The organism is Actinoplanes missouriensis 431 (assembly GCF_000284295.1).
Classification (GTDB): Bacteria; Actinomycetota; Actinomycetes; order Mycobacteriales; family Micromonosporaceae; genus Actinoplanes; species Actinoplanes missouriensis.
The window spans coordinates 7,911,319-7,935,574 of sequence record NC_017093.1; the positions used below are offsets into that span (position 1 = coordinate 7,911,319).

25 protein-coding genes are annotated in these 24,256 nt (G+C 72.2%); 12 read left to right on the forward strand and 13 right to left on the reverse strand.

Annotated elements, in window-relative coordinates:
• Positions 1 to 39 precede the first annotated feature (39 nt).
• A complete protein-coding gene (locus AMIS_RS41070) occupies positions 40 to 1,197 on the forward strand; it encodes a glycosyltransferase family 39 protein (protein ID WP_014447400.1) in 1,158 nt (385 codons plus the stop codon).
• Between the two features lie 21 nt (positions 1,198 to 1,218).
• On the opposite strand, the gene AMIS_RS36000 is transcribed toward AMIS_RS41070, so the two are convergent.
• Together AMIS_RS36000 and AMIS_RS36005 are read right to left on the reverse strand one after the other, a co-directional pair.
• Positions 1,219 to 2,766, reverse strand: coding sequence for a sensor histidine kinase (locus tag AMIS_RS36000; RefSeq protein ID WP_014447401.1), 1,548 nt, complete (start codon positions 2,764 to 2,766; stop codon positions 1,219 to 1,221).
• A gap of 15 nt (positions 2,767 to 2,781) precedes the next feature.
• On the reverse strand, positions 2,782 to 3,816 hold the full coding sequence (locus AMIS_RS36005; RefSeq protein ID WP_014447402.1) for an SIS domain-containing protein: 1,035 nt from the start codon (positions 3,814 to 3,816) through the stop codon (positions 2,782 to 2,784).
• A 177-nt stretch (positions 3,817 to 3,993) separates the two neighbouring features.
• On the opposite strand from AMIS_RS36005, the gene AMIS_RS36010 reads away from it, so the two are divergent.
• A complete protein-coding gene (locus tag AMIS_RS36010) occupies positions 3,994 to 5,532 on the forward strand; it encodes a tetratricopeptide repeat protein (RefSeq protein ID WP_331428994.1) in 1,539 nt (512 codons plus the stop codon).
• Between the two features lie 55 nt (positions 5,533 to 5,587).
• On the opposite strand, the gene AMIS_RS36015 is transcribed toward AMIS_RS36010, so the two are convergent.
• A complete protein-coding gene (locus tag AMIS_RS36015) occupies positions 5,588 to 5,803 on the reverse strand; it encodes a biotin/lipoyl-binding carrier protein (protein ID WP_014447404.1) in 216 nt (71 codons plus the stop codon).
• Between the two features lie 156 nt (positions 5,804 to 5,959).
• On the opposite strand from AMIS_RS36015, the gene AMIS_RS45060 reads away from it, so the two are divergent.
• On the forward strand, positions 5,960 to 6,034 hold the full coding sequence (locus AMIS_RS45060) for a 50S ribosomal protein bL37 (protein WP_369752275.1): 75 nt from the start codon (positions 5,960 to 5,962) through the stop codon (positions 6,032 to 6,034).
• 46 nt (positions 6,035 to 6,080) lie between these two features.
• On the opposite strand, the gene rsrA is transcribed toward AMIS_RS45060, so the two are convergent.
• The 5 genes from rsrA to AMIS_RS36040 all read right to left on the reverse strand — a co-directional run bounded on the left by rsrA (position 6,081) and on the right by AMIS_RS36040 (position 9,145).
• Positions 6,081 to 6,359, reverse strand: a complete 279-nt coding sequence (gene rsrA / locus AMIS_RS36020) for a mycothiol system anti-sigma-R factor (RefSeq protein WP_014447405.1) — start codon at positions 6,357 to 6,359, stop codon at positions 6,081 to 6,083.
• Between the two features lie 5 nt (positions 6,360 to 6,364).
• Entirely contained in the window at positions 6,365 to 7,168 is an 804-nt protein-coding gene (locus AMIS_RS36025; protein ID WP_014447406.1) for a sigma-70 family RNA polymerase sigma factor, read from the reverse strand.
• Positions 7,169 to 7,240: 72 nt separating this feature from the next.
• On the reverse strand, positions 7,241 to 7,852 hold the full coding sequence (locus tag AMIS_RS36030; RefSeq protein WP_014447407.1) for an alpha/beta hydrolase family protein: 612 nt from the start codon (positions 7,850 to 7,852) through the stop codon (positions 7,241 to 7,243).
• A gap of 13 nt (positions 7,853 to 7,865) precedes the next feature.
• Entirely contained in the window at positions 7,866 to 8,261 is a 396-nt protein-coding gene (locus tag AMIS_RS36035) for a WhiB family transcriptional regulator (RefSeq protein ID WP_014447408.1), read from the reverse strand.
• 191 nt (positions 8,262 to 8,452) lie between these two features.
• Positions 8,453 to 9,145, reverse strand: a complete 693-nt coding sequence (locus AMIS_RS36040; protein WP_014447409.1) for an SOS response-associated peptidase — start codon at positions 9,143 to 9,145, stop codon at positions 8,453 to 8,455.
• Between the two features lie 169 nt (positions 9,146 to 9,314).
• On the opposite strand from AMIS_RS36040, the gene aroA reads away from it, so the two are divergent.
• The 7 genes from aroA to AMIS_RS36075 all read left to right on the forward strand — a co-directional run bounded on the left by aroA (position 9,315) and on the right by AMIS_RS36075 (position 16,232).
• Positions 9,315 to 10,670, forward strand: a complete 1,356-nt coding sequence (gene aroA, locus AMIS_RS36045; protein WP_051042281.1) for a 3-phosphoshikimate 1-carboxyvinyltransferase — start codon at positions 9,315 to 9,317, stop codon at positions 10,668 to 10,670.
• 2 nt (positions 10,671 to 10,672) lie between these two features.
• Positions 10,673 to 11,764: a ribosome small subunit-dependent GTPase A gene (gene rsgA, locus AMIS_RS36050; protein ID WP_014447411.1), complete on the forward strand. Its 1,092-nt coding sequence runs from the start codon at positions 10,673 to 10,675 to the stop codon at positions 11,762 to 11,764.
• Positions 11,765 to 11,808: 44 nt separating this feature from the next.
• Entirely contained in the window at positions 11,809 to 12,609 is an 801-nt protein-coding gene (gene hisN, locus AMIS_RS36055; RefSeq protein ID WP_014447412.1) for a histidinol-phosphatase, read from the forward strand.
• 136 nt (positions 12,610 to 12,745) lie between these two features.
• Positions 12,746 to 13,480, forward strand: a complete 735-nt coding sequence (locus AMIS_RS36060; RefSeq protein ID WP_041831618.1) for an ATP-binding protein — start codon at positions 12,746 to 12,748, stop codon at positions 13,478 to 13,480.
• A gap of 30 nt (positions 13,481 to 13,510) precedes the next feature.
• A complete protein-coding gene (locus AMIS_RS36065; protein ID WP_014447414.1) occupies positions 13,511 to 14,071 on the forward strand; it encodes a DUF5709 domain-containing protein in 561 nt (186 codons plus the stop codon).
• Between the two features lie 97 nt (positions 14,072 to 14,168).
• Positions 14,169 to 14,891: a carbohydrate-binding protein gene (locus AMIS_RS36070; protein ID WP_014447415.1), complete on the forward strand. Its 723-nt coding sequence runs from the start codon at positions 14,169 to 14,171 to the stop codon at positions 14,889 to 14,891.
• 108 nt (positions 14,892 to 14,999) lie between these two features.
• Entirely contained in the window at positions 15,000 to 16,232 is a 1,233-nt protein-coding gene (locus AMIS_RS36075; RefSeq protein WP_014447416.1) for a glycoside hydrolase family 16 protein, read from the forward strand.
• Between the two features lie 23 nt (positions 16,233 to 16,255).
• On the opposite strand, the gene AMIS_RS44775 is transcribed toward AMIS_RS36075, so the two are convergent.
• Both AMIS_RS44775 and AMIS_RS36085 read right to left on the reverse strand, forming a co-directional pair.
• Positions 16,256 to 17,506: a chitosanase gene (locus AMIS_RS44775; protein ID WP_014447417.1), complete on the reverse strand. Its 1,251-nt coding sequence runs from the start codon at positions 17,504 to 17,506 to the stop codon at positions 16,256 to 16,258.
• A 24-nt stretch (positions 17,507 to 17,530) separates the two neighbouring features.
• On the reverse strand, positions 17,531 to 17,782 hold the full coding sequence (locus AMIS_RS36085) for a hypothetical protein (RefSeq protein ID WP_014447418.1): 252 nt from the start codon (positions 17,780 to 17,782) through the stop codon (positions 17,531 to 17,533).
• A 65-nt stretch (positions 17,783 to 17,847) separates the two neighbouring features.
• Here AMIS_RS36085 and malQ point away from each other — a divergent pair, with 65 nt between their 5' ends.
• Positions 17,848 to 19,923, forward strand: a complete 2,076-nt coding sequence (gene malQ, locus AMIS_RS36090; protein WP_014447419.1) for a 4-alpha-glucanotransferase — start codon at positions 17,848 to 17,850, stop codon at positions 19,921 to 19,923.
• Here the strand turns inward: malQ and AMIS_RS36095 are convergent.
• The 3 genes from AMIS_RS36095 to AMIS_RS36105 all read right to left on the reverse strand — a co-directional run bounded on the left by AMIS_RS36095 (position 19,920) and on the right by AMIS_RS36105 (position 23,195).
• Positions 19,920 to 20,291, reverse strand: a complete 372-nt coding sequence (locus AMIS_RS36095) for a hypothetical protein (protein ID WP_157435185.1) — start codon at positions 20,289 to 20,291, stop codon at positions 19,920 to 19,922. The two genes, malQ and AMIS_RS36095, sit on opposite strands and share 4 nt — an antisense overlap.
• An 85-nt stretch (positions 20,292 to 20,376) precedes the next feature.
• Positions 20,377 to 21,615, reverse strand: coding sequence for a DUF1501 domain-containing protein (locus tag AMIS_RS36100; protein WP_041830278.1), 1,239 nt, complete (start codon positions 21,613 to 21,615; stop codon positions 20,377 to 20,379).
• A 50-nt stretch (positions 21,616 to 21,665) separates the two neighbouring features.
• The gene (locus tag AMIS_RS36105) at positions 21,666 to 23,195 is read right to left on the reverse strand and encodes a DUF1800 domain-containing protein (protein WP_231859163.1); all 1,530 of its coding nucleotides are present in this window, start codon (positions 23,193 to 23,195) and stop codon (positions 21,666 to 21,668) included.
• A gap of 104 nt (positions 23,196 to 23,299) precedes the next feature.
• Here AMIS_RS36105 and AMIS_RS36110 point away from each other — a divergent pair, with 104 nt between their 5' ends.
• Positions 23,300 to 24,151, forward strand: coding sequence for a spermidine synthase (locus tag AMIS_RS36110; protein ID WP_014447423.1), 852 nt, complete (start codon positions 23,300 to 23,302; stop codon positions 24,149 to 24,151).
• Positions 24,152 to 24,256 lie beyond the last annotated feature (105 nt).

Genomic DNA, 24,256 nt, shown 5'->3' on the forward strand with positions numbered 1-24,256 from the left:
CCAGACTCGGGCGTAGGTCGTCCTCCCCGGGAGCCGCGCATGACCGTCCAGGCCGCTTACGACGACTCCCCGACCCGGCCACTCGCGGCGCCCCGGCGCGCCGGCGCCCGCGGACCCCTCGCCCTCGCCTGGGCCTGGGGTCCTTTTCTCGTCCCGGCCGCGATCACCGTCGCGGTGGGCCTGATCGGGCTCGCGACGCCCGCGCCCGGCCCGCGCGAGCGGCTCGTCCTGGCGGTCAGCGCGCTGACGCCGGAGCAGATCCTGGACACGGCCCGCGACACCGACGCCGTGAACGCCTTCTACCACCTGCTGATGCACTTCTGGGCCGGGCCGGCCGGCGGCGACGTCACCGCGCTGCGCCTGCCGTCGGTGATCGCGATGGGGATCGGCGCCGGGCTCGCCGGCGAGCTCGGCCGGCGCGTGCTCACCCCCGGCGCCGGACTCTGCGCCGGGCTGCTGCTGGCCGTGCTCCCGGCGGTGAGCCGATGGGCGCAGGAGGCCCGGCCGTACGCCCTGGCGTTCCTCTGCGCCACCGGGGCGACCCTGCTGCTCTACCGGACGCTGGACCAGCCGCGATGGTGGCGCTGGGCCGGGTACGGATGCCTCGTCACGCTCACCGGCCTGCTCCACGTCACAGCGCTGCTGGTGCTCGCGGGGCACGCCTTCACGGTCGTCTCCCGCTGGCTTCTGAGCAGGCAGCCGGCGCTGTTCTGGTGGTTTCCGGTGACCGTGCTGTCACTCGTACCCCCGGCGCCGTTGATCTCTCTTGCGGCCCGGCAGCGGGCCGCCGAGCTGGCCTGGCACCCACACCTGCCGCGGGAGATCGTGGAAGGCCTGCCGGCGGCCGGGGTGCTCGTGATCGGGCTGGCGCTGGCGGCGCGCTGGCCGGACCGGGCGCTGATCCGTGAGCTCGCGGTGCTCGCCGTCGTGCCGCCGACTGCGCTGCTGGCCGCCACGGTCCTGACCGCCAAGGCGTGGACGCCGGGGTCCGCGCTGCCGGCACTCGTGCCGATCACCCTGTGCGCGGCGGCGGCGCTGCGCGGGCTCCGGTTCCGCGCGGTGGTGGTGCTGCTGGCGGTCGCGCTGCTGGCACTACCCCAGCAGCGCGAGATCCGCTCACCGGACGGGCACTCGGCGGCTGTTGCGGCCGACCGCCGACACGTGGGCGATCTTCGGCGTCGACGTGCGGTCCGTTAGCGGCGGTCGTTCCCGGCGCCCTCAGCGCTTCGCCAGCGGCACCACCAGGACGGCCTCGGTGCCGCCGCCGGCCCGGTTGCGCAGCTCGATGCTCCCGCGCAGCTCGCCGGTGGCCAGCGCCCGGACGATCTGCAGCCCGAGCCGCCCGCTGGCGTCCGGCCGGAAACCCTCCGGCAGACCGCGCCCGTTGTCCGCGACAGTGACGTGCAACTGCTTGCGGAACCGGTGCGCGGAGACCACCACCTCGCCGCTCTGGTCCGGCGCGGCCGTCTCCTCGTCCTCGTCCTCCGGGACGGAGAAACCGTGCTCGACCGCGTTGATCAGCAGCTCGTTGAGCACCATCACCAGCGAGGTCGCGATCTCCGCGGGGAGCACGCCGAACGTACCCTCCCGGCGCATCCGCACCGGGAAGCTGGTCGCGGCGACCTCGGTGGCGGCGGTGGCGACCCGGTCCACGATGCCGTCGAACTCGACCGCCTCGTCGCTGGACATCGAGAGCGTCTCGTGGACGAGCGCGATCGAGGCGACCCGGCGTACCGACTCCTCCAGGGCCATCCGCGCCTCCGGCGCGTCCACCCGCCGGGCCTGGAGGCGCAGCAGGGCCGCGACGGTCTGCAGGTTGTTCTTCACCCGGTGGTGGATCTCCCGGATGGTGGCGTCCTTGGTCATCAGGGCGCGTTCCCGGCGGCGGATCTCGGTGACGTCGCGGACCAGCACCAGCGCGCCGATCGGCACACCGGCAGGCAGCAGCGGCAGCGCCCGGGTGAGCACCGTGGCGCCGCGGGCCTCCACCTCCATGCGCGGTGCGAACTCGCCGCGCAGCGAGCCGAGGATCCGCTCGGACGCGTCGTTGCCCTCCAGCGGGTCGGCGGAGAGCCGGCTCGCCAGTTTCGCCAGCTCCTCGCCGACGAGGTGGGAGTTGAAACCGAGCCTGCGGTACGCGGACTGCGCGTTCGGGCTGGCGTAGGTGACCTTGCCGGACGAGTCCAGCCGGATGATCCCGTCACCGACCCGGGGCGCCGACGTGGTCTCGCCCGGGTGCCGGGGCGGCGGGAACGTGCCGTCCGACACCATCTGGGCCAGGTCGTCCGCGGTGGTCAGATAGTTCAGCTCGAGCTGGCTCGGCGTCCGCGCGGTGCTCAGGTTGGTGTCGCGGCCGATCACCGCGATCACCTCGCTGTAGCCCTCCTCCAGGTCGGCGGCGTCACGCAGCCGCACCGGGATGGCCTCGTGGCGGGCGGGGGTGTCGCCGTACCAGACCGGGTCGCCCTCCCGCCAGATCCGCTCCTGGGTGAGCGCCACGTCGAGATGCGCCACCTCCGGCCCGCCGACGATCTTGCCGACCTGGTCGTCCTGGTACGCGGTCGGCGCGGTGACCGGCCGCACCTGGGCGACGCAGAGGAACTCGCGGGGCTGCCGCGGCTCCCCCTTGATCGGCACCCAGAGCAGCAGGTCCGCGAAGGAGAGATCGGAGAGCAGCTGCCAGTCACCGGCCAGCCGGTGCAGGTGGTCGATGTCGGCGGGACTGAGGTTCGTGTGTTCTTCGACGAGGTCACGCAGGGTGGACACGAGACCAGCTTATTTCTAGAAGGTCGTGGTGACCTTCTTGAGGCCGCGTGGCGCGTCCGGGTCCTCGCCACGGGCCAGCGCGAGAGCCAGCGCCAGTTTCTGCAGCGGGAGGATGTCGAGCATCGGGCTGTACCGCTCATCGACGGCCGGCACCGCGAGCCGGGCCGCCGCGCCGGGGACGTCGGCGGCGCCGATCGTGACGACGTCGGCCCGGCGCTCGCCGAGACGGGTCACCACGTCCCGCATCGAGCGGCCGCCCGGACCGTCGCCGACCACCGCGAGCACCGGCACGTCGGGGTCCGCCATCGCGAGCGGCCCGTGCAGCAGATCGGCGCCGGAGAAGGCGAGCGCGGGCAGGTACGACGTCTCCATCAGCTTCAGGGCGGTCTCGCGGGCGGTGGGGTACGCATATCCCCGGCCGGTCGTCACCAGGCTGGAGGCGAACCGGTAGCGCTGCGCCAGGTCCTCGGCCGACGTGTCGGCGAGCGTCGTCTCGGCGAGCCGGGGCAGCTCGGCCAGCGCGTCGCGCTCCTCGGCGGGCAGCCGGCCGTCACCGGCGCGGACCCCCTCGATCAGCATCAGCAGCGCCAGCAGCTCCGCCGTGTACGTCTTCGTGGCGGCCACCGCCCGCTCGTGCCCGGCGGCCACGTCGATGGCGAGCTCGGCGGCCTCGGCCAGCGGCGACGACGGGTTGTTGGTGACCGCGACGGTGAGCGCCCCGTTCTCCCGGGCCACGCCGAGCACCCCGGTGAGGTCGGCCGAGCCGCCGCTCTGGCTGACCCCGATCACCAGCGTGCCGGTGAAGTCGGGACGGGCGCCGTAGAGCGTGATCGCGCTCGGCGAGGCGCTCGCGACCGGCAGGCCCAGGCGGATCTCGGCGAGGTACGCCCCGTAGAGCGCCGCGTGGTCGGAGGTGCCCCGGGCCACGAACAGCACGTTGCGCGGGCGGCGTCCCGCGATCTCGGCCGCGACCTCGGCGATCGCGCCGGCGTTGCGGTCCTCCAGCAGCCGGGCGAACCCGGCCGGCTGCTCCTCGATGTCCGCCGACATGCCGTGGCCTCGCTGTGTCACGTGATCCTCCTCATCGCCGTTCAACCCGCACTGTCCTAATCCCGCGCGTTTCGTGCGCAGTCTTGCAAGAAACAGCTTACAAGGTCAAGGTTTCGCGCAGAAGTGAGCAGACATGAGGACTGACATATGGCGCTGCTTCCCCTAGGGTCTTTGCACGTGGATTCCCCCTCGGCCCGCCGCGACCTCGCGCGCGCCCGCGCCGCATTCGACCGCGGCGAGATGGCGGACGCCGCCGGCCATCTGACCGGTGCGCTCACCCACGCACCCACCCTGCCCGAGATCCATGAGCTGCTCAGCCGGATGGCAGCGACGCCCGGCGGCGGGCTCGACCTCTTCCCGCCCGAGCCGCACGAGCCGGTCGGCCGTTCGGTCGCCCGCGCGCACCTGCTCGCCGCCGCCGGTCGCCCGGAGGACGGCCTCCACCTGCTCGCCGGCGCCAGCGGCAACCATCCCGGCACCGACTGGGCCGGTGTGCCGTGGGTCAGCGACCCGGCGCTCGGCGTGCGCGTCGACCCAGGGCTGCTGGCTCGCACGATCATGCGGCTCTGCACCGCGGTGGGCGATCCCGCGCCGGCCGGGACCGTCGACTCGCTGAAGCCCTATCTCACCGTGATCAGGCACGCGGTCGCGGCGCACGGCGAACAGGCGATGCTGCTCGGCGCCGGCTCGGCACTGGCGCGCCGGCTCGGCGAGGTGCGCCTCGCCGTCGACTGGGCCACCCGCGGCGCGCGGGCGCAGCCCTCCAAGCTGGGCGAGATCTGGCTGGGGTACGCGTACCGCAGCGCCGGCCGGATGCCGGAGGCCCTCGCCGCGCTTCGCCGGGCCGTCGCCTACGACCCCGACGACCTCTCGGTGTACGCCGACGTCGCCGCCACCCTGGCCGACCTGGACCGGCTCGACGAGGCGCTGCGCTGGACCGAACTGGCCCTGGAACGCGACCCGGACTTCGACTGCGTCGTGCACACCGCCCACCGGCTGCGGCACCGGGCCGACGGCGACGTGGCCCACCTGGTCGCGCTCGCCGACTTCATCCGTGACCACCCGGACGACGCGCACGAGCACACCGACCTCGAGGAGTGCTGCCGGGAAGCGGCCTGGCTCGGTGGCATGCCGGCCGGCGCCCCGCTCCGGGCCGGCCGCGCCCCGGTGAACGCCGAACCGTCGGCGGACGCGCTCCGGCGGCTGCTCCGGATCGCCACACCGACCTGGGCGCACCCGCCCGCCGCCTACGACCGGGCGCTCGGCCTGGTGCTGGTCGAGCCGTGGGAGCTGCTCGCGCTGCTCGCCCATCCGGCCGTCGTGGAGGCCCGCCAGCCCACCGGGTACGAGGTGTGGGCCTGTCTGGGCCTGCTCCACCACGGTTCCGAGGAGCCGTGGCTGGACTCCAACCGCCGCCGGTTGCTGCTCGGCCTGCTCGACGGCGACCTGGACCGGGTCACCCAGGCGGCGCTCTTCGCGCTGATCACCTACGCCTGGGTGGATCCGGAGGCCCGCTCCGACGTGGCCGCCGTGGTGGCCGGCCGGCTCAGCGAGATGGCATCCGGCCCGGCGGCCCGGGCGGTCGCCGAGCTGGCGCTCGCGGCGCCCGGCCTGGACCGCCCGACCCGGGAGCTGGCCGCCGCGACGATCCGCGTCCCGCAGGTCCCCCGGCAGAGGCGGGCCGGCTGGATCCGCCGTTCCTTCTACCGGGGCTAGGCCTGTCCTGGCCGGCTCCGCTCCGCGGAGATCACCGGGCCGGCCGGTGCGGCTCTCAGTTGATGACGGCGATCAGGTCGCCCTCCTGGACGACGTCGCCCTCGTTCACGGCGAGCTGGGCCACCGTCCCGTCCGACTCGGCGATCACCGGGATCTCCATCTTCATCGACTCGAGGATCACCAGCGTGTCGCCGTCCGCGACGGAGTCGCCGACGTTGGCCACGACCTTCCACACGTTGGCCACCATCTCGGCCCGGATCTCGTCAGCCATCAGGGGATCGCCCTCCCGCTCGCGGAACGCCTGTCGTGAACGCTTGTTCAGGTGAACGCCATCAAATCACGGATCCCCGCCGGGCACGTCCCGGCGCGTCGGAGCGGCCCACTACGATCGGCAGCGGAACGGCACCACTAACCAGGGAGTCCCGCCATGGCGAAGAAGGCCCGTAAGAAGAAGGCCCGTAAGAAGAGCTCTGCCAACCACGGCAAGCGTCCCAACAGCTGAAAAAAGGCCCGGCGGACGCCGGGCCTTTTTCATGTCCTGATCACGGTCAGGGGAGGAACTCGCGGGTCTCGGTCTGCACCTCGAGCTGGTCCAGCTTGTGACGCAGCCGGTCACGCAGCTCCACCGGCGCCCGCTCGTCACCGCAGCAGCGGCCGACCAGGGCCTTCACGTCGTGCTCGATCCCGAACTCGCGCAGGCAGCCGGTGCACTCGTCCAGGTGTTTCTGGATCAGCTGCCGGCGCTCCTCGCTGCACTCCAGGTCCAGGTAGAGGTAGACCTCGCTGAGGACTGAGCTGCAGTCGGTCTCGTTCTCGTCGGTCGACATCGGTGTCAGGCCCCCTGCGGTTCGGACGTCGTGGCGCGGGTTATGCCCCGGTCGGAGGCGTAGTTCTCCAGGAGGTTGCGCAGGTTGCGCCGCCCCCGGTGCAGCCGGGACATGACCGTGCCGATCGGCGTGCCCATGATGTCGGCGATTTCCTTGTAGGAGAAGCCCTCGACATCGGCGAGGTACACCGCGAGCCGGAAGTCCTCCGGCAGGGACTGCAGCGCTTCCTTGATGTCGCTGTCCGGAAGCCGGTCCAGCGCCTCGGTCTCGGCCGACCGCAGACCCGACGACGTGTGCGACTCGCTCGACGCGAGCTGCCAGTCGGTGATCTCCTCGGTCGGCGCCTGCACCGGCTGCCGCTGCTTGCGACGGTACGAGTTGATGTACGTGTTCGTCAGGATCCGGTACAGCCAGGCCTTGAGGTTCGTACCCTCTTCGAACTGGTGGAACGCGGAGAACGCCTTGAGGAACGTCTCCTGCACCAGGTCCTCGGCATCGGCCGGGTTACGGGTCATCCGCAGTCCGGCGGCGTACAACTGATCCACGAACGGGAGCGCGTCACGCTCGAAACGCTGACGACGCTCGTCGGTCCGCTCTTTCTGGGCCACCCTGGACTCCCCCCTCGACCGCCCCGCCGAGGATACGGGTAGTGCCCGTGTAACGCCTTCGAAAACCGCGGGTGTGCTGACGCTCACCGAAGAAGACAAAGGCTGTGTCTCGGCCGCCGGCCACTCCGGGGAGCTCAACAAGCTCTGCACCCGGGCCACCTCCCGGCCGTCGCGCTCGACGATCTCGGTACCGGCACCCACTACGCCATCCCCTTCCGACGAACAAAAGTGTCCGGTCGGTGTAACGCCGGCGGGGTGCCCGTCATTCCGTCCTCAGCGCGCCCAGCCGTGCCCCCGCAGCCAGCCGATCGCGATCTCCGCGGTCTCGCCCACGCCCTTGCGGAGGTCGTGGACGGCGCCGGGCCGCACGGCCACCTCGACCGAGCCGGCGGGCTCGGGCACGCCGAACGGATCACGGTCGCCATTGATCACCAGCGTGGGCAGTGTCAGCGCCAGCTCGCCGGCTCGGCTCTTCTCCGGCTTGCCCGGCGGATGCAGCGGGAAGGCGAGCGCGAGAACACCCGCGGCCCCGAGGGTGGTCGCGGTGCGGCACGCGACCCGCGCTCCGCTGGAGCGTCCTCCGACGATCAACGGCATTTCCGGTACGTGTAACGCGTCGCCCACGGCGAGCCAGGCCTCGTCGAGGTGCCCGGCCGGCGCGGGCGCGCGGCGGCCGGCCACCCGATAGGGCTGGGTGACCAGCGCGACCCGCACACCGGCAGCCACCGCCGCGTCGTGCACCGCCACCAGGTCCGGCGCGTCGACGCCTCCCCCGGCGCCATGGCCGAGGAGGAGCAGACTCACCGCCGGACCGGATGGGGCGGTGACGCGGACGGCGGCGGGGCCGCGCGGGGTGGTTACCGTCAGTTCCTCGGGGCTGTGCACAGCCCCCGTTCTATCAGCGACTGACGGGGATCAGGTTCAGCAACCGGCGATCGTCGTCGGCGGAGTCGTCCTCGACCATCTCGCCGTCCGGCGTGACGCGCTCCCGCCAGGCGACCAGCATGGCCCGCCGCTCGCGTGGCGTGGTGCCACCCCAGACGCCGTGGCAGTCGCCGACCTGCAACGCCCACGCCAGGCACGGGCCCTGCACCTCGCAGGTCCCGCAGAGCGCCACAGCCGAACCGGACGGCTCGTTGGGCGCTGGAAAGAACGTCTCGGGATCAACGCTGCGGCAGGCGCCTCGCGTGCGCCAGGCCTCGTCGGTACGTCGTTGCGCGATCGCCTCGAGCAGTCGCGGGTCGCGTCGCGCGATGGCCACCTCGTGCGGACGCGGCATGCGTGCTCGTGTCATCAGCCCACCTCCCCCGTGGGACCGGAAGTGCTGTGGCGGCCGAACCGCACCCTACGGACCGGTACCACTCCGGCGCTGGTTTGTACCGCACCGTACAAGATCAGAACAAGGGGGTGATCTATCTTGAAACAAAGTTGTTGATTCAGAATTGGCGCATAATCCGACAAAGAAGAACGTTGATCTAGCGCCGTTCAGAAAAGCGTTACCTCGGAGCGAGGTTCCAGCAACTCGGGTCCATTGTTGCGGACATTGCCGACCTCGGGCCCGATCGCACGGATCTCGATGGCCTCCAGATCGCTCTCCGGGAGCGGGCGCAGCAGCCGCTCCGGATCACCGCCGCCGGCCAGCCAGTCGTCCCACCGATCGGCCGGCAGGATCAGCGGCATCCGGTCGTGCACCCTCGTGAGGCCGCCCAGCGCCGCCGTGGTGATCACGCTGGTGGTGAGCACCGACTCCGGCCCCCACGCCGACCACAGCCCGGCGAACGCGAGCGGCCGCCCGTCGCTCGGCGTCATGTAGAACGCCTGCTTCTGCTTGCCGGTTTGCTGGTTGCCGGACCGCACCCACTCGAACCAGCCGTCCGCCGGCACCAGGCAGCGCCGTTTCGCGAACGACGGGGCGAACGACCGCAGCGTCGCCACCGTCTCGGCCCGCGCGTTGATCATGCGGGCGCCACCGCGCAGGTCCGGCGCCCAGTGCGGGACCAGGCCCCAGCGGGCGGTGTCGAGCACCCGGCCCTCGTGCTCTTTCGACGTGCGGATCAGCGGCACCGGATCGGTGGGCGCCACGTTCCAGCTGGCGCGCAACGGCTCGGCCACGTCGACGGCCTCGAAGAACGAGCTGAGGTCGGCGTTGCTCCGGGTCGTCGCGTATCGGCCGCACATGGACAGCACGGTACTGCGCCGGACCCGCACTCGTCCGCCCCGACACCACCCCGGCGAATCCCGCACGATTCTGCGGTGTCGTGGGCGCGCTCCCACGGAATGCGTCGCCAGAGTCCTCGGAGAGAAAGGAAATCGCTGCGGAATCGCGGGTCCGTCCCGTGAGCCGGGAATGCCGCCGGGTGCGACCGGCCCGCGACGGCAGAATGGGGTGGTGACTGCTGAACCTCGCCCCTGGCTCGCCCCGCCCGCTTCCGGCCCGGTCTCGGCGACCGTGCGGCTGCCCGGCTCGAAGTCGATGACCGCCCGCGCACTGGTGATCTCCGCGCTCGCCGACGGGCCGTCGGTGATCGAGGCGCCGCTGCGGGCGCGCGACACCGTGCTGATGGCGGCCGGCCTGCGGGCGCTCGGCATCGGCGTCGACACCGGCTCCGACGAGCGCTGGATCGTGACGCCGGGCCCGATGCGCGGACCGGCCCGGATCGACGTCGGCCTGGCCGGCACGATCATGCGGTTCCTGCCGCCGGCCGGCGCGCTGGCGGACGGCACGGTCGAGTTCGACGGCGACCCGCACGCGCGCAACCGGCCGCTGCGCCCGATCGTCGAGGCGCTGCGCTCGCTCGGCGTCGCGATCGAGGCCTCGCCGACCGGCGGGCTGCCGCTCACCGTGCGCGGGACCGGGCTGGTCGAGGGCGGCGAGGCGATCATCGACGCGTCCGGGTCGAGCCAGTTCGTCTCCGGCCTGCTGCTCTCCGCGCCGCGCTTCAGCAAGGGGCTGACCCTGCGCCACGAGGGTCCGCCGGTGCCGTCCGCCCCGCACCTGCGGATGACCACGCACATGCTGCGGGCCGCCGGAGCGGTGGTCGACGAGAGCGTGCCGGACGTCTGGACGGTCGAGCCGGGAGCACTGCACGGTCGCACCTGGACGATCGAGCCGGACCTCTCCGGCGCGGCGCCGTTCTTCGCGGCGGCGGCCGTCACCGGCGGGTCGGTGACCCTCACCGGCTGGCCGGCCGACAGCTGGCAGCCGGTCGAGCGGCTCGCCGAGATCTTCACCGCGCTGGGTGCCGAGGTCTACTTCACGCAGGAGGCCGAGCCGGGCGACGAGGCCGCGGTGGGCGGGCTCACCGTGCGCGGCACCGGCACGCTGCGCGGGATCACGGCGGACCTCTCCGAGGTGAGCGAGCTCACCCCGGTGATCGCGGCCCTCGCGGCGCTCGCCGAGGGCCCGTCCGAGCTGCGCGGCGTCGCGCACATCCGGGGCCACGAGACGGACCGGATCGCCGCGCTCGCCACCGAGCTGGGCAAGGCCGGCGCCGAGGTGACCGAGTTCCCGGACGGGTTGCGCATCGAGCCGCGGGCGCTGAAACCGACGACCTTCGAGACGTACGCGGACCACCGGATGGCACACGCCGCGGCGGTTATCGGACTCGCCGTGCCGGGCATCAACCTCGCCGACGTAGGTTGTACGTCGAAGACGTTGCCCGAGTTCCCCGAACTCTGGGCGGGACTCGTGGCGAGGAGCTAGATCTGCCAGGGCGTAAGCGGGAGTACGACGAGGACGACGTCCGGATCCGGCCGGGGCGCGCCTCCCGCCCGCGTACCCGGACGCGGCCGAAACACGACGACGCGGTCGACGCGCTGGTGATCACCGTCGACCGCGGGCGGTACGGCTGTGTCCGCGAGGACACCGGCGGCCTCGACGTGATCACCGCGATGCGGGCCCGGGAGCTGGGCCGCAAGTCGGTGGTGGTGGGCGACCGGGTGTCGCTCGTCGGTGACGTCTCCGGGGCGCCCGGCGCGCTGGCCCGGATCGTGCGGATCGGCGAGCGGACGTCGGTGCTGCGCCGCACCGCTGACGACGACGAGACGACACCCGAGGGCCGGCTGGAACGGGTCGTGGTGGCGAACGCGGACCAACTGGTCATCGTGAGCGCGCTGAGCGACCCGCCGCCGCGGACCGGGTTCATCGACAGGTGCCTGGTGGCGGCGTACGACGCGGACATCGAGCCGCTGCTCTGCCTCACCAAGGCCGACCTGGCCGGTCCGGAGCAGGTGCTCGACTACTACGCCGAGCTCGACCTGCCGTACGTCCTGGTGCGTCCCGGCAGTGATCTCGACGAGCTGCGCGGCCGGCTGGCGAACCGGATCTCGGTGCTGGTCGGCCACTCCGGCGTGGGCAAGTCCACGCTGGTGAACCGCCTGGTGCCGGACGCGCTGCGGGCGGTCGGGGCGGTCAGCGCGATCGGCAAGGGCCGGCACACGTCGACGAGCGCGGTGGCGCTGCGGCTGCCGCCGGTCGGCAAGAGCCGCGAGGACCCGGGCTGGATCGTCGACACGCCGGGCATCCGGAGCTTCGGCCTCGCCCACGTGAGCGCGGAAAGCCTGCTGCACGGGTTCCCCGATCTGGTCGAGGGCACGCTCGAGGACCAGCCGAACTGCGGGCACACCGCGGCCGACGCGGACTGCCGCCTCGACGGGTGGGTGGCCGAGGGCAAGGCCGATCCGCGACGGCTGGCCTCGTACCGGAGGCTGTTGAGCTCGCGTGCCGGTGAGCTGGACGCGCGCAACGACGAGCAACCCCCATCCGACCGCCCCGCCCACCACCCGAAACAGGACTGAAGGCCGTCCGCCTGGGACGCGCATCCATGCACTAACTTTCTGGCATGGCTGGATATGCGGACGATCTCGCGCTTGCCCATCTGCTCGCCGACACGGCCGACGCCATCTCGACGGCCCGGTTCCGCGCGCTCGATCTGCGCGTCGACGCGAAGCCGGACCTGACGCCGGTCTCCGACGCGGACACCGCGGTGGAGAACGCGATCCGGTCCACGCTGGCCCGTGCCCGCCCGCGCGACGGCATGCTGGGTGAGGAGTTCGGCCGGACCGTCGCGGCGGCCGGGCCGGGCAGCCGGTACTGGGTGATCGACCCGATCGACGGGACCAAGAACTTCGTGCGCGGCGTGCCGATCTGGGCCACGCTGATCGCGCTGATGGAGGGCGACACCCCGGTGGTCGGCCTGGTCTCCGCACCCGCGCTGGGCCGTCGCTGGTGGGGCGCGCGCGGCCTGGGGGCGTACGCGGGAAAGCACCAGCACGCCGCGAGCCGGATCAGCGTCTCCTCGGTGCGCTCTCTCGCCGACGCGAGCTTCTGTTACGCCAGCCTGAACGGCTGGGCCGACAACGGGCGCCTGGACGCGATGCTGGACATCCTGCTCGGCGTCTGGCGGAGCCGGGCCTACGGCGACTTCTACGGCTACATGCTGCTCGCCGAGGGCGCCTTGGAAGCGATGGCCGAGCCGGAGCTGTCGCTCTGGGACATGGCCGCGCTCATCCCGATCATCACCGAGGCCGGTGGCAAGGTCACCGATCTGGACGGCCGGGCGCCCGCGGACAACAGCTCGGTGATCGCGACGAACGGGCTGCTGCACGAGACGGTGCTGACCGCGCTGGCCCGGCGGGGCTGATCGGACGGACAGATCGGGGCATGAGTCCACCCGGGCGGGGTACCCAGCTGTTCTGCGGATCACTGGCCGCCACGGTGACGACTGATCCTCTCGCCGAAATGCGAGGAGCTGACGCGTTATGCACAATGGAGCGATCATGCCGACCGAGGTTCGTCATCTGGTGGACCGCGACCAGGCCTATCCCCTGGTCCGGTTGACCGGGGTGCTCAATGACCAGACCGCGGCGGCGGTCCGGTCGGTGCTGCTCGACGTGCTCGCCGATCAGCCGGAGGCGGTCGTGGTCGACGTCGCCGACCTGGTGGCGCCGCGGGCCGGTTCGACCGCGGTACTGCGGGACGTCCTCGACGTGACGCGGGACTGGCCGGGCTCGCACCTGGCGCTCTGCGGAGCGGCCGACGCCACGGCGTGGAAGGCGAGCGGCTGGCCGGTCTGGCCGGACGTGCGCGAGGCCTTCGCCGCGCTGGGCGAGCCGGAACGGGATCGCCGCGTCAGCATCGATCTGGACCCGGTGGTCGGCGCGGCCCGCCGGACCCGGGAAGTGATCACCGAGTCGTGCGGCAGGTGGGACTGCCCGGACCTGACCGGCAGCGCCTGCATCGTGGCGACCGAGATGGTGAACAACGTGGTGGCGCACGCCCGTACGCCGATGCGCGTGCTGCTGGCCCTGCAGGGCGACACGATGAGCGTCGCGGTCCGGGACCGCTCACCGACACTGCCGCGCTTCGCCGGGCCGGTCGCCGTCACCTCGTACGGCGGCCGGGGTCTGCTTCTGATCGACACCGTCTCGGCCCGCTGGGGTCACCTGGAACTGGGCGACGGCAAGGTGGTGTGGGCGCGCCTGGAACCGGATCGGACGGCGATGCCGGTATGAGGCAACCCGAGCGTGGGTAGATTGCGGTACATGCGAGAGAACGACTACCCGACCGAGGTCAGCGATCCGGAGGCCTCGGGACTGCCGGATACCGCCGATGACGATTCCACCGCGTACGACGAGGTGAACAGCACCCGGTGGAGCGACGGGCCGGATCCCGCCGCGCTGCCCGGTGTCGGCCCCGGCGGGTCGAACCGCTTCGGTGACACCGCGGAGGAGCAGCGCCAGGGAGAGTCGCTGGACCAGCGGCTGCGCCAGGAGGTGCCGGACGTCGGCGCCGAGCGCGAGCAGATCCAGCGGGAGCGGGACCCGCTCGACGAGACCGTCGACAGTTCCGAGCAGCGGGCGTTCGACCGTGACGTCTGGGAGGACGGCCCGACCTCGGACCCGAAGTCGCAGGTGTCGCTCTACGACGACGGCCAGCTCGACGACGAGGACCCGGAGACGGTGGGCCGGCTGGTCGCCCCGGACGAGGGTTCCGGGTGGGACGAGGAGCCGGACAGCGTCGCCTACGACGCGGGCTCGGCCGGTGGCGGCGCCAGCGCCGAGGAACTGGCGATGCACGAGACGCGGGCGCCGGATTACGACTGATGGCGTAACGCAGCTCAAAAGATCGGCCCCCACTCTTGCCGAGAGCGCTCCCAACTAGGCACAGTGCTCGCGCGAGTGATCAAGAGTGGGGGATTCGATGAAGAGCGTGCGCCTGCTGCGGTCACTGACGGCGGCCGCGGTGTTCGCCTCCGGGCTGGCGGTCACGGCCGCCCCGGCCGCGGCGGCGACGGTGACGCGCACCGTCTTCAGTGACGGGTTCGACGGCGACCGGGGCGCCGCGCCCGACCCCGCGAAGTGGTCCCCGACCCTCGAGGCCTGGCTGGACGGCGCGGGCGCGCTGGCGCTGGACGACCCGCTGCGGACCGCGACGACCTTCACCCAGAAGTCCGGGCACGCCGAAGCAAAGATCAAACTCCGGCGTACGTCGGGAGCGTGGCGTGCCCTGGGCGTGCTCGACGAGTCGGGGCGGATCCCGGCCGGTCAGGTCGAGGTGCTCGCCGACGACGGGGTGAGCGACGACCAGTTCCACACGTACGCGATCGACTGGACGCCCACCTCGATGGTCTGGTCGGTCGACGGCACCGACGTCATCCGGTTCACGCCCGCCGAGAGCGGCCGGCCGTTCTTCCTCGCCCTGAACCTGAACTCGGCGGGGCGGCGCGCGGACACCATGCTCGTCGACGCGGTGCGGGTCACCGTGCGGGTCACCGTGGCGAGCAAGCCGTGGAAGAAGTTCACCACGTACAAGGCGGGGCAGTACGTCACGTACAAGGGCGGCACCTACCGGGTGAAGGAGCGGCACACCTCGCTGCCGGGGTGGCAGCCGACCCTCGTACCCGCGCTCTTCACCAAAATCTAGCGGCAAAGCGTTATCCGGCGGTTCCGGAACCCGTCTCCATTGACCGACAGCAGTCTATCTCTAAAGACTGTTTGGAGTAACGGCTTCCCTCTCCCCCGGAGGATCCCCATGCGCAAGTTACGGATGCTGCTCAGCGCGGCGGTGGTCGCCACCACGCTGGCCGGCACACTCACCCTCGCCTCCCGCGGCGACACCGCCGACGCCGCGATCGGCCCGGTCACCTGGTCCGACGAGTTCAACGGCGCGGCCGGCGCGCCGGTGGACGGCTCGAAGTGGAACTTCGACACCGGAGGTGGCGGGTTCGGCAACAACGAGCTGCAGTACTACACGAACTCGACGAACAACGTGCGCCAGGACGGCGCCGGGCACCTCGCGATCACCGCGCGCCGGGAGAACCCGGCGAACTACCAGTGCTGGTACGGCACCTGCCAGTACACCTCCGGCCGGCTGCTCACCTCGGGCAAGTTCACCCAGCGGTACGGCCGCTTCGAGGCGAGCATCAAGGTCCCCAAGGGCCAGGGCATCTGGCCGGCGTTCTGGATGCTCGGCGACAACCTGGGCAGCGCCGGCTGGCCGCAGGCCGGCGAGATCGACATCATGGAGAACGTCGGCAAGGAGCCGAACCGGGTCTACGGCACGATCCACGGACCGGGTTACTCGGGCGGCAGCGCGGTCGGCGGCAACCGGACGCTCTCCGCACCGCTCGGGGACGCCTTCCACTCGTACGCGGTGGAATGGTCCCCGAACCTGATCGTCTGGTTCCTCGACGGCGTGGAGTACTTCCGGGCCACGCCGGCCTCGGTCGGCGGCAACCAGTGGGTGTTCGACCACCCGTTCTTCCTGATCCTGAACGTGGCGGTCGGCGGCAACTGGCCGGGCAGCCCGGACGCGAGCACCTCGTTCCCGCAGACCATGCTCGTCGACTACGTCCGGGTCTCCGCCTGGACCGAGTCCACCGGCGGCAGCGCGCTGAAGAGCACCTTCAACGGCCGCTGCATCGACGTGCCGGGCGGCACCGCCACCGACGGCGCCCGCCTGCAGATGTACGACTGCAACGGCACCGCCGCCCAGCGATGGACCGCCGCCTCCGACGGCACCCTGCGCGCCCTCGGCAAGTGCATGGACCCGGCCGGTGGCGCGCTCGCCAACGGCACCCCGATCCAGCTGGTCACCTGCAACGGCAACCCGGTGCAGCGGTTCACCCTGTCGGCCGCCGGCGACCTGGTCAACGTCTCGGCGAACCGGTGCGTGGACATCACCGGGTGGAACAACGCCAACGGCGCGCAGCTCCAGCTCTGGGACTGCGGCGGCACCGCCAACCAGAAGTGGGTGAGGGCCTGACGGCCTGAGGCCATGGGGACCGGTCAGCGGCTCACCGTGTACCGGTCCCCGTACACCTGCCAGCTCAGCGGCGCGGTCAGGTCCAGGTTGGCCGTCCGCAGGAACACCCGCTGCGCGGTCTCCACCCGGCTGGTGTCGCTGTGCGCCGCCTCGGTGCGCATCTCGGCCGCCCGCGCGTCCAGGAAGGCCGCCAGATAGCCGATCTCGTCGCCGTCGCGCGCCGGCGGCCGGGCCGACCGTGCCGCCCGGCCGCGGATCTCCTTGAGGCCGTCGACGCCGTGCATCACGGCCGCGTCGTAGTAGGCGAACTGGCCCAGCGCCCGCAGCCCGTCCGACTCCGCGAGCCGGACCGCCGGGCCGAAGTAGATCCGGTCCCGGGCGTCCTCCTGGACCTGCCGGAACACCGGATCGGCCGCCGCCGTGCGCCACGCCGTCACGAAGCCCGGGCCGAGACCCCGGTGCGAGTCCGTGCCGTCCACCGCCCGCAGCGCCGGAAGATAGCGGACCAGCCCGTTCGACGGCCTGCGCCGGGCGTACTCGGTGACGACCCCGAGCATGTCCGAGGTGCCCGAGGTGAACCCGACGATCCCGCCGGTGTAGCCCCGGCCGTCGCCGATGTCCTCGATGTAGCCGAACGACCTCCGCCAGTCCAGCGTCGAGTTCTCCGCGCTGGCGACCAGCTTGAGCGCGGTCTCCTTCTTGCCGGCCGAGGTCAGGTCCGCGGCCTCCCCCGGCACCCCGGCGGTCGCCCGCCGCCCGCTCTCGGTGACCGGCCCGGACGGCCCGGGGCCGTACGCCCGCATCTCCCACAACGAGTAGCCACCCGAGGCGATCGACCGCCGGGTGGCGAGCAGGCGCAGGTAGCGCCCGGACCCGTGCAGGTCGCGCACGTCGTCGGCGCCGCCGTTGCCGGAGCTGGTGCGGTAGAGATCGCGCCAGACCGAGCCGTTGTCGGAGACCTGCAGCCGGTACGCCCGGGCGAACACCTTGGCCCAGCTCAGCCGGACCCGCCTGACCTCCTGGGCGGTGCCGAGGTCGATCTGGACCCACTGCGTCCCCGGGCCGGCGGCGCTGGTCCACCGGGTCCGCTGGTCACCGTCGTCCACGCCGTTCGCCGTCCAGGCGACCGAGGCGGTCGAGGACGCGAGAGCAGGCCGGCCCTGCGAGATCAGCACGTCGGCGCCGGCCACGGCGGCCACCGAGACGGCCGGTGGCACACAGAGGACAGCGGTGATCCCACCGATCAACGCGAACGAACGAAACGACCCGCCCATGCATTTACGCTAGGGCGGGAGCGGTCAGCGACGCTTCCGGTTCCGCGAAATCAACACTATCGCCAATACGACCGCACCCACGACGAACAGGCAGCAGAGCAGGCCGAAGAAGCCGAAGACGCCGAAGCCGCCCCGTGAGCGGCGGCGTGCCGCCTCGACCGCCAGATCCGCCACACCGTTGCTCGCCGCCCATGCGTGCGCCGGAACGACCAGGGCCAGGACCGCGCCCGTCACCACTGCGGCCGCTCGTGACCACCACTTCATCAGATGAGTCATGCACTCAATGCTGACCCATGGGTGCAACGGGTAAGGGACCAGTACCTACGGGAAGGGAACACGCGATGAACGCGGATCTGGTGGCGCTGGCCGAGGCGCACGGGGTTGCCACGTGGTACGAGGACTGGCAACGGCAGCGAACCGACGTCTCCGAGGAGTCGGTGATCGGCGTGCTCGGGCTGCTCGGCGTCGACGCGAGCACACCCGCCGCGGTGCGCGCCGCGCTCGCCGAGGTCCGAGGCCGGAAGCAGGGCGGGCTTCCCGGCACGATCGTGCTGCGCGCCGGCTCGCCGCTGGAGCACACCGGTCAGATCACGCTGGAGGACGGCCGGACCCTCCCGGCGGATGCCGCCGACATCCCGCTCGGCTGGCACCGGCTGCGTTCCGGCGACCAGGAGGCCACCCTCGTCGTCGTCCCCGCCGGGCTGCCCGAGCCGCCCGAGACCTGGGGGTGGATGGTCCAGCTCTACACCCTGCACTCCGCGGAGTCCTGGGGCATGGGCGACCTCGGCGATCTGCGGTCCTTCGTGGCCGGCGTGAAGGGCGCCGGCCTCGTGCTGCTCAACCCGCTGCACGCGATCACGCCGGTGCGGCCGGTGCCGGCCTCGCCCTACTCGCCGTCGAGCCGCCGCTTCGCCAACCCGATCTACCTGCGGATCGCGGACATCGAGGCGTACCAGCGGGCGGACGGCGCCCTGCGGGCACGGGTGGACGCGCTGAAGCCGTCCCCGCCCGCCGACGGGCTGATCGACTACGACGGGGTCTGGGCCGCGAAACTGGCCGCCCTGGAACTGCTCTGGCCGCTCGCCGGCCCGGTCGACCTGGAGAGCGACCCCGGCCGCACCGACTTCGCCCGGTTCTGCGCGCTCGCCGAGGAGCACGGATCGGACTGGCGCACGTGGCCGGAGGAGCTGCGCCGGCCGGACTCGGCGGCGGTCACGGCGTACGCCTCGGACCGGATCGCCTTCCACGCCTGGGTCCAGCACCTGGTCGAGGAGCAGCTGGTCGCGGCGCGGGAGGCGGCCACCGGCATGCCGGTCGGGATCGTCCACGACCTGGCGGTCGGCATCGATCCGGGCGGCGCCGACGGCTGGCTGCTGCAGGACGTGCTGGCGCCGGGCGTCCGGGCGGGCGCGCCGCCGGACGCGTTCAACCAGCTGGGCCAGGACTGGGGTCTGGCGGCCTGGCGGCCGGACCGGCTGGTGGCGACCGGGTACGCGGCGTACCGGGACATGCTCCGGCGGATCTTCCGGCACGCGGGCGGGCTCCGGGTCGACCACGTGGCGGGTCTGTGGCGGCTCTGGTGGGTGCCGCCGGGCCTCGGCGCGGCGCAGGGCACCTACGTGCACTACGACCCGGAGGCCATGCTCGGCATCCTGACCCTGGAGGCGCACCGGGCGGGCGCCGTGGTGATCGGCGAGGATCTCGGGACGGTGCTCCCGGAGGTGACCGCCGGGCTGGAGGGCCGGAACATGCTCGGCTCGGCCGTGCTCTGGTTCACCCGTGACTCGGGCGGCGACTACCTGCCCGCCGCCGAATACCCGCGCAACGCCCTGGCCAGCATCTCCACCCACGATCTGCCGACCGCCGCCGGCTTCCTGGCCGGCGAGCAGGTCCGGGTACGGGCGGAACTGGGCCAGCTGGCCGGTCCGGTCGAGAAGGAGCGCGCCACCTGGCAGAAGGACCGCGCCGAGCTGCTGGACCTGTTGCGGGCCGAGGGTCTGCTCGGCGACGACCCGGACACCGAGCAGACCGTGCTCGCCATGCACCGCTTCCTGGCCCGGACCCCGTGCCGGTTCGTCACCGCGTCGCTGCACGACGTCCTGCTGGAGATCCGTCAGCCCAACCTCCCGGGCACGTTCGACGAGTACCCGAACTGGCGGATCCCGCTCGGCCCGGACCTGGCCGACGTGATCGGGCACCCGCTCTTCCGGGAGGTGGCCGAAATTCTGGGTAAAAGAGAGCCCATGGGTTTCTTGGACAAGGCGAAGCAGCTGGTCGACAAGCACGAGGACAAGGTCGACAAGGCGCTCGACAAGATCGGTGACGAAGTGGACCGGCGTACCGGCCACAAGCACACTTCGAAGATCGACCGGGGCGTGGAAGAGATCAAGAAGCGCACCGGCCCGACCAGGAGTTAGACCGCGAGGGGCTCCGGCGGCGGGTCGTCGTCCACCGCGTACAGCATGGGGTGCAGCGGCAGGAAGGTGTCCGGCCGCCGGCAGCGAGCCGGCGGGAGCAGCGAGGATCCGTGCGCCGGGTGTTCCCGGCAGTGCCGGTGTGCCCGGGACAGCGCGTCCTCGTGATGCCGCCCGCCGCCGTACTCCCCGCAGCCGGCGCAGTCCCACCTCCAGAACGGCGCGCCCTCGTCGGACGTGTGCCGCCGGATCCGCAGCGGCGGACCGGCGGCCTCCTTCGCGGCGGCCAGGATTTCCGGCATCTCCCGGGCCGGCGGCGGGCCCAGTGGCCGCCGCTGCCCCATGATCTCGGCCAGCACGTTGCTCGACACCGTGACCTCCGTGTTCGTACCGGTGTGTATCAGAGGTTTCAGTGTCGAACGCACCCTTGGCACCAAAAGGCCTTTTGGCCGGTTTTTAACGCGGCGTGATGACACCCAGCGACGAAGCCGTCACTCCGGGGAAGACGCTCGTCATGTCCCCGACTCCGCACCGGGCCCGCAGGATCTCGCCGATCACCGCGCGATAGTCGGTGGTCACCGCCAGATCGCCGTCGCACAGGTCGCCCGCGGCGAGGCCGGGCCACCGCCCGTGAACCGTGCCGCCGCGCACGCCGCCACCCAGCACGAACATCGCGTTGCCGTACCCGTGGTCCAGCCCGCCGGACCCGTTCTGCGTCACCCGGCGGCCGAACTCGCTGATCGTGATCAGCGTGACCCGCCGCATGCCCTCCGGCCCGAGGTCGGCCGCGAACGCCGCGAGGGCGGTGGCGAACAACGTCAGCTGGTCGTACATCCGCCGGCCCGCCGCCGCGACACCGAGGTTCTCGTGCATGTCCCAGTCGCCGGAGTCGACTGTCGCGCTGCGCAGCCCGGCATCCGACTTGATCAGCCGGGCCACGTCACGCAGCGCCTCGCCGAGCCCTGTGCTCGGATAGACCGCGCCGTTCGCCGGCTGGTACCCGGCGGCCCGCAGCTGGGCGCCCCGGCTCAGCGCGCCGGTGAGCTGCCCCGCCGTGGCCGCGAGCGCGGCCGGTGCCCCGGCGTAGAGCCTGCTCATCGTCGCGGCGATCGGCCGGTCCGCCTGATCGCCGTTGAGCTGCAGGTCGTCGACGGCGGTCAGCCCCAGGTAGGGCGCCGGGCCGGACAGCACCCGGGCCGGCATCGCGGTGCCCATCGCGACCGCCTGGAACGGGTCGGCCGTGCCGGAGACGCCCAGCATCCGGTTCAACCAGCCGGTGCGGATCGACGTGCCGGGCGCGGCCCGCTCAAGCTCCTCCATGGCCGAGAAGTGCGACCGGTTCGGCGCCGGCTGCCCGACCGCCTGCACCGCGGCGAGCTGACCGCCGGTCCAGTACGGCAGGAGCGGGGCGAGCGCCGGGTGGAGCCCGAAGAACGCGTCACCGCCGATCAGCTGGGCCTTCGGGACGCCGATGCCCGGGCGGGCGGCGTAGTAACCGGGGTCGCCGTGCGGCACCACCGCCGAGAGACCGTCGAAACCGCCCCGCATCGAGAGCAGCACCAGGACATCACCCGAGTAGGACGGGTCGGCCGCGAAGGCGAGGCTGGTGTCCAGCTGCGTTCCGGCCAGGCCGGCGAACGCGCACGCGGTGCCGGTCGCGAGCAGGCGGCGCCGGGACAGGGTCTTCGTGGTCATCGTCGCTCCGGGGGTCATCGTCGCTGCGGGGGTCACCTTTGCTCCGGGGGTCATCGCAGCGCGAACGTCGGGGAGTTGAGCAGCATCGCCATCAGGTACGAGAACATCCAGCCGGCGGCCGGTTCGTCGGCTCTCAGCGGCGACGCCGGCGTCCTGCCGTAGAACTCGGCGAGCGCCGTCACGTGCGCGGCCGGCGGCGCCATCCCGAGCAGCCGCACGCCCAGCTGGGTGATCAGCGCGCCGTACGTGGCAGGCAGCGCCCCGAGCATCCCGGTCATCAGGTTCGCCGGGCGCACCAGCGTGTCCGGCCACCAGCCGGCCGCGATCAGGAGGTGGAAGTTCCAGCGGATCAGCAGGCCGGACGGTGACGCCCAGGCGCTCGCCACGTCCGGGAAGCCGTTCGGCGGCGCCCAGGACAGCGGCGCGTGGCCGGCGTCACGGGCCATCGCGTAGAGGCTCTCCAGGAACTTCGTGCCGGTGGGCGCCGGTCCGTACCCGAGGATCCGTACCGTCGCGGCCAGGTCCTCCAGCGGCGTCCGCGTCTTGGCGCCGGCCGAGGCAGCGAACGCGGCCGAGGTGAACAGCGCCCGGAGCACCGGCACGATCGCCGACTTGTTGTCCAGGTAGACCTTGACCAAAGCGGTGATCAGCTCGGCCGGCGGGTCGTCGGCGACGAACCGGACGCAGAGTTTCGTGACGATCCGGCGCGCGGTCACCGGGTGCAGGGCCAGGTAGTCGAGCAGCGCCAGAGCCGCCTTCTCCCCGCCGGCAGCCGTCGCGTTGGCGTTCTGGAAGGAGAGGATCCGGACCGCACCGGTGGCGTGCGCGGCCGCGTCGTACCGGTACTTCCCGGTGGTGTTGTCCACGGTCAGACCGGTCAGCAGCCGGGCCGCGTCCTTGACGTCCGACTCGGTGTAGGCCAGACCCACGGTGTGCAGTTCCAGCAGCTCACGGCCGTAGTTCTCGTTCGGCGAGGTCTTGCTGGAGAACCGGTTGTCGAGGTAGGTGAGCATCGCCGGATGCCGCGCGGACGCCTTGAGCATCGCGGCGAAGGACCCCAGGGCATGGGTACGGATGACGGCGGTGTCATAGTCGATCCGGCTGTCCCACACGTCCCCGTGCGGGCAGGTGACGTTCAGGTGGTTGCTCCAGAAGTCCACCATCACCTCGAACAGCTGGCGCTCGCTCCAGATGGCCCGGCCCACCGCCGAGAAGCCCAGCTGCCACATCGGGTCCCAGCTGTACTGCTTGAGCTTGCGGGCGGTCACCAGGTTGCGGATTCCGGCGATGCCGAGCCGGGCCAGCGGGAAGCGGGCGACCAGGCCGTCGGCGACCTTGTCCGGGATCGAGGACGGCTTCAGCTGACGCTCCAGCCAGGCCGTCGTGCCCAGCTTGCGGATCTCCGCGATGGACGACGGGCTCGGGCCGAACGTGGCCCGGCGCAGCAGGTGCAGCTGCGGGTCGTCGGGGACGAAGTCGGCCGGGCGGGTCACGGCGGCCGCGGCAGCGGGGGTACCGACGGGAAGCACCGTGGCCACGCCGGCTGCCGCGGCAACGCCCACGACCGCGCGACGTGTCACCGTCTGCTCTGATGCGCTCACATCAGGCATACGTCGGGAGTTCCACGAGTGATCGTTGGGTTCCCTGCGGCGTGCTCCCGAACTGCTACGGAGATACTGGCCGGATGGCACAGCGCAGGGCGTCCCGGAGACGCGTGGAGACGGTCGCTTCCGGGGTCGCCGAGCTGGCGCCGGACCCGGATCGGGACACCGCCTGGACGCTGCTGCTGGACGGCGCGCCGCAGTCCCACGTCGACCTCGCCGACCCCACATACCTGCAGTTCGAGTACGTGCGCCGGATGGCCTCGGCGATCGACCTCGTCGCTCCGCCCGGCCGGCCGCTGCGCACGCTGCACCTGGGCGGCGGCGCGCTGACCCTGCCCCGGTACATCGCGGCCACCCGGCCCGGTTCCGCACAGCGGGTCATCGAGATCGACGGGCCGCTCGTCGAGCTGGTCCGCGAGGCGCTGCCGCTGCCGCCCTCGGCCGGCATCCGGGTCCGGGTCGCCGACGCGCGCGAGGCGGTGGAGGGCATGCGTGACGCCGGGTACGACCTGGTGATCCTGGACGTGTTCGCCGGCGCCCGCACCCCCGCGCACCTCGCCTCCGCCGAGTTCGCCCAGCAGGTGGCGCGGGTGCTCGACCCGGCCGGCTGGCTGATCGCCAACGTGGCCGACGGCCCGCCGCTGAAGTACGCCCGCACCCAGGTCGCCACGATTCGCGCCGCGCTGCCGCAGGCGTGCCTGATCGCTGACGCCGGAGTGCTGCGCGGCCGCCGGTTCGGCAACCTCGTGGTGCTCGCCGGGCGGACCGCGCCGCCGCTCGCCGAGCTGTCCCGGCGTGCCGCGGGAGACTGGTTCCCCGGCCGGGTGGAGGACGATCTGGATCGCTTCGCTGCGGGGGCCGTACCCGTGCCGGACGCCGCGGCGGTCCCCTCACCGCAACCACCGACCGGCCTGTTCGGTAACCGAAAGTAATGGCCGGATCTGCCCTTGGTGCACGCCTGATCACCGGACTGCGTCGATTTCGAAAGATGCGCTGTGATTCGTGCCCGGTCACTGGCGGCACCCGGCGCAACCCGC